This is a genomic window from Flavobacterium bomense (assembly GCF_003970355.1).
This window is the reverse complement of the sequence record NZ_RYDJ01000031.1, coordinates 1-4,987: the sequence shown is the minus strand read 5'-3', so window position 1 is coordinate 4,987 and position 4,987 is coordinate 1. Positions and strand designations below refer to the sequence as shown.

The 4,987-nt window shown below is 30.9% G+C and carries 5 protein-coding genes; 3 read left to right on the top strand and 2 right to left on the bottom strand.

Features of this window, described 5'->3' with window-relative positions:
• The coding region (locus EKL98_RS18200; protein ID WP_233589453.1) for a hypothetical protein at window positions 1–222 on the bottom strand (222 nt) is incomplete at its 3' end.
• 20 nt (window positions 223–242) lie between these two features.
• Here EKL98_RS18200 and EKL98_RS15185 point away from each other — a divergent pair.
• The gene (locus tag EKL98_RS15185; RefSeq protein WP_233589452.1) at window positions 243–1,187 is read left to right on the top strand and encodes a type IV secretory system conjugative DNA transfer family protein; all 945 of its coding nucleotides are present in this window, start codon (window positions 243–245) and stop codon (window positions 1,185–1,187) included.
• A 26-nt stretch (window positions 1,188–1,213) separates the two neighbouring features.
• Here the strand turns inward: EKL98_RS15185 and EKL98_RS15180 are convergent, their stop codons facing one another.
• On the bottom strand, window positions 1,214–1,867 hold the full coding sequence (locus EKL98_RS15180; protein WP_126563060.1) for a response regulator: 654 nt from the start codon (window positions 1,865–1,867) through the stop codon (window positions 1,214–1,216).
• A 329-nt stretch (window positions 1,868–2,196) separates the two neighbouring features.
• Here EKL98_RS15180 and EKL98_RS15175 point away from each other — a divergent pair, with 329 nt between their 5' ends.
• Complete coding sequence (locus EKL98_RS15175) at window positions 2,197–2,397, top strand: hypothetical protein (RefSeq protein ID WP_126563059.1); 201 nt, start codon at window positions 2,197–2,199, stop codon at window positions 2,395–2,397.
• 168 nt (window positions 2,398–2,565) lie between these two features.
• Complete coding sequence (locus EKL98_RS15170) at window positions 2,566–4,494, top strand: ATP-binding protein (RefSeq protein WP_126563058.1); 1,929 nt, start codon at window positions 2,566–2,568, stop codon at window positions 4,492–4,494.
• Window positions 4,495–4,987 lie beyond the last annotated feature (493 nt).

Below are 4,987 nucleotides of genomic sequence, written 5' to 3'. Positions count from 1 at the left end.
AGCTGGAAATAGAACATCAATAAAACGATGCAAATATGTTAATCTTACTGTATTATGTAAATTTATAAATTCCCATACAGCAGAATACGATGATAATCTAGTTCTGGATGCACAAACAATAACATCACAATCTAATAAATGTAATTCATCTAATCGTAATTTAAGGTGTTCGTAAGTATTGCCTTCTGAAATGAAGCCTATCCAAAGGCCAATTCTGTACACTTCCCCATGTTATTGAACTCATGCAGCTCGACTATGACAGTCTGTTTACGATATTGCGCACAGAGAAGGAAATTGAGGTCCTCATTAATCCATTTATAAACGCCTATCTTAATGATGCCATGGAACAACTGGAAGGACAAATTGCTTCCGCTAAGATAGCCATGGCTCGACTTTCTTCACCTCAATTGTATTATGTATTATCCGGAAATGACTTTACTTTAGACATTAATAATCCGGCCGAACCCAAGATCGTGTGCATGGGAAATAATCCTCAAAAGATACAAATTTATGGAGAGGTGTTGTCCCTATATGTTTCTCGTTTGGTAAAACTTGTTAATCAAAAAGGAAAACTAAAAAGCAGTCTGATCTTTGATGAATTTCCTACTATCTATCTCAACAATATGGACAGTCTGATTGCCACAGCCCGAAGCAATAAAGTAGCTACCTGTTTGGGGATTCAAGACTTTAGTCAGCTTCGTAAAGATTATGGTCGTGAACAAGCGGATGTGATTATGAACATCACTGGAAACATTGTGAGCGGTCAGGTAACTGGTGACACGGCCAAGCAATTGTCAGAACGTTTTGGAAAAATTATGCAGGACCGAGAAAGCCTATCTATAAATAGTGGTGACACTTCCATCAGCCGTTCCAAACAATTAGAGTCAGCTGTTCCTCCTTCTAAAATTTCTTCTTTAAGTTCTGGCGAATTTGTAGGAATGGTGACCGATGATCCTAATTGCAAAATTGAATTAAAATCGTTTCATTGTGAAATAGTCAATGACCATGAAGCACTAAAAAAAGAAGAAGATAATTATAAAGATATTGCGGTAATTCGGAAGATTGATACTGCAATGGTGCAACGGAATTATCTGCAGATTAAACAGGATATTCAAGAGATCATGCAATCTGAAATCGAACGTTTGTTATGTGATCCTCGACTGGCATATTTGGTGTTGAAGAAGTGAGATAATTATGTTAAAAACTAAAAGTTTTAAATGAATCCTTGTTTAATGGCTTCTTTCACAAGACTGGAGTCATCCGTTACATCAAAAACGTTTTTCATACGGATAATCCGCTTTTGTATAGCACTTGTGGATAGATGAATTATTCCCTCCAACTCTTTTGTTTTGAATCCCTTTGATAAATATAAAAGTATTTGACGGTTATAATCTTCAATCATTAACTCTTTTTTCCATATTTCATTGATACAGCTTTTTACCATGGGACTATGGTATTGGTTGCCTTGCATTACTTCTATTACTGCTTGCTGCAATTTCTCTGGAGTAAGGTCATTTTTTATAATGAGTCCGTCAGGACGTACTTTCTTAACAATGCCATACACAATGATAACTTCCGTATGCGCGGTAATCATAATAATTTTACAATTAGGCATTTTTTCTTGTATCAAAACAGCTAAATCACTACCAGATAAAATAGATTTTAATTCATAACTGGGTAAGCCTTTATCAATGATGGCAATATCAAATAATTGCTTAAAAGAAGTTTTTCTTGACATGATAAGGTAAGCATCTTTACAATTATGTGCCTTTGTATAGACGGTTTGAGTTTCGAAAGAGACACTTGTAAGAGCATTAATATACCCCTCTACCGTCATGGGATGATCATCTACTATAAATATATTCATTAATTTCACTATTTAACTTTAACAAAATAGGCAGTTTTTCTGCAACAAAAAAAATTGAGTTTCTCTTAACATTACACATCCTTAATTTTAATGTAATTATATGTGGTATTCTATTCTTAATGACAATGCTACCATTGCTTGTCCCTCTTTGGATCCCTTTCAAAATTTTCCGATTTGATTTTGTGTTAGTGCCACCAAACAGAATCAAAGCCTAACATATAAAATTAAACTCAAAATAATATTAAGGATAATTCTTATCAAACATAATAAAAGAAAATTGTCTTTTACAATTAATCCTAAACTATTTCTAACTCTTTTAAACATTTTTTATGAAAAAACTATTATTTACTATCGGCTGTATTACTGCTGTTATCTTAATATCTTCATGCACAACAGATAGTGTTGACGACATTAAAAACGAAAACGCAATAAATTCCAATCAAATTCCAATATCAGAAACAACAGATGTTTATCCTGTAGAAACAGACATTCTTCCAGGAGAAGATGATAAGGATAAAACTCAGGGATGATTTTTTCAAACTAAAAACCAGATAATAAAAAATCATTATCTGGTTTTTAATATTTATTTTTGGTAAAACCTTAAAAATTTTATCCAAGAATTGAAAACGAAATATAAAATAATAGTGTTATTGAATTTCATTTTTCTGATTATTGCATGTCAGAAAAAAACGGATAATGTGGAATATAAAAATAAAGTAGCAATTATCTTAAAAAAATTGGATCAATCAAAACCAAAAGATAAGCAAAAAACTTTAGATTCCCTTTATCTATATTTACTAGAGCAGGATGATGATTCTATAAACAGAAATCTATGCTTTAAAGTAGCAAGTAGTTATTATAGTATAGGGAAATATGATAAATTTTTAAAAGTAACTAGGAAAGTTAATGATTGGGCAATAAAAGATAAAGATACAGTCCATATAGCTAAGTCACTCTACTACATTGGTGATTATCACGAAAATAAATCACAGTTAGACAGCGCTTTCAGTTATTATTCTCAATCTGAAAAGATATACAGTAAAAATAAAGACACCTTGAACTCTGGTAAAACAGCACTATACAAAGCGGGAATACTTTTTGATGCAGGAAACTTTACCTCTAGTGAAATAGAAACAGTGAATGCTTTAAGATTACTTTTAAAAACCACTAACACAAGACTAATATACGAAAGCTATAATTTATTGGCCCTTTCATTAAAGGAATTAAATAACAGTGAAAAATCCTTAGAATATTTCGATTTAGCTCAAAGACAATTAGATAAATTGGAAAAAGAAAATTATCCAAAAGATAAAATTGAAAGATCTAGAATTGCCATTATTAATAATATGGGAAGAGTCTATGAAAAAATAAAAAATTACAAAGAAGCAATTGGTTTATACAACAAGGCTTTACAAACAAAAAATTTAAAACAGAATCACCCCCAATCTTATGCAATGTTATTAGATAATCTTGCATATTCTAAAATGAAAGCTAATAAATTTAATGGTGTTACTCATCTTTTATTTGAGTCGTTAAGAATAAGAGATAGTCTGCATTTTAAGGTGGGTGTTGTATCAAGTAAAATAAATATAGGGGAATATTACTTATACATGAAAGATACTACAAAAGCATTGCCGTATCTAAAAGAAGGATATATATTATCCAAAAAAATAAAAAGCAGTCCGAATGCGATTCAATCCCTAAAATTATTAATGCAGAACGACTCCAAAAACAAAATCTATTATTCTAAATTATACATTAAGATTAACGACAGTATTCAAAAACTGGAGAGGCTAACTAGAAATAAATTTGCTCGAATTGCTTATGAAACAGATCAAATAGAAGAAAAAAATGAAATTTTATCAAAGAGGAATACTAATATTATTTTCGGATACGGGCTCATTCTGTTTTTGTTAGGAGTCTTTTTTGTCATTTACCGTCTGAAATCTAAAAATAAAGAGTTGTTTTTTATCAAGAAACAGCAAGAAGCCAATGAAAAAATATACCAATTGATGCTACATCAGCAATCCGAAACAGAACAAGCTCGCACCGAGGAAAGAAACCGGATAGCCAAGGAATTACACGATGGAATTGTAAATAGTATCTTCACTACTCGGTTTAATCTAATTCAATTGGATCCAAACCAAATAGATAAAAAAGAACAATTAGTAAAAGAGTTAGAAAAAACAGAGAATGAAATCAGACGGGTTTCACATGATTTGACACAAAACTTGCTTTTTGAAGATAAAACTTTACCCGAAATTATAACAACTTTAGTAGAGTCTCAGAAAAATCAAAACAATACAAAGTTTGACCTATCAGTGGATAAATACATTGATTGGTCGTTGGTTTCAAGTGATTATAAAATACATATTTATCGTATCATACAAGAAGCAATTCAAAATGTTAATAAATACTCAAAAGCAGAAAGATGTCATATTATGCTTTTGAAAACTGCTAACAAAATAACGATTCGCGTTTGGGATAATGGTATTGGTTTCAATCCAGAAAAGGTAAAACAGGGTATCGGACTGAAGAACATTAAAGACAGAACCAAATCATTAAATGGAGAAATAAAAATCACCTCAAGTACAGGAAACAGCACTACAATTGAAATTATATTTTAGAATTCAATGTTAATAAATGATATTATCTGTAGTTTTTTAGGATAGCGTCAATAAAGAGGATTCAAAATCCATCTGAAATAATAAAAACTTCTTTTTCGCTTTACCACACAATAAATATTGACGGAGTAGTACTTATTATTGCAAATGTTGGATAGTTTGGTTCTTTTTATAGTCCTCCTCGCCTCAAGCGAGATCCAAAGATGTATCATTTGGATAAAAAAGTTTTTGATGTAATCGATAATGTGAATATGCCAAAAAACCAGAAATCTATAAATCTATAGAGCTTACTTCGTGGATTTTAACAAGTATTACTTAATAACTGCCTAGTTTGTTAAAGGTTGTTATCATTGTATCTACATTTAATTTCTTCTTTATATTTTAGCTAAATGATTATCACATTCATTTTTAGAAGAAGCAAAGTGGACATGCTAACTTAGCCATCACATTAAGTTAAGAAATAATCTTAATTTTAGCCTATGAAACAAGTCCGCAA

Excerpts from the sequence above, each read along its gene's own strand:
- EKL98_RS15185 (WP_233589452.1), top strand. The coding sequence starts at position 243 with ATGCAGCTCGACTATGACAGTCTGTTTACGATATTGCGCACAGAGAAG.
- EKL98_RS15175 (WP_126563059.1), top strand. The coding sequence starts at position 2,197 with ATGAAAAAACTATTATTTACTATCGGCTGTATTACTGCTGTTATCTTA.
- EKL98_RS15180 (WP_126563060.1), bottom strand. The coding sequence starts at position 1,867 with ATGAATATATTTATAGTAGATGATCATCCCATGACGGTAGAGGGGTAT.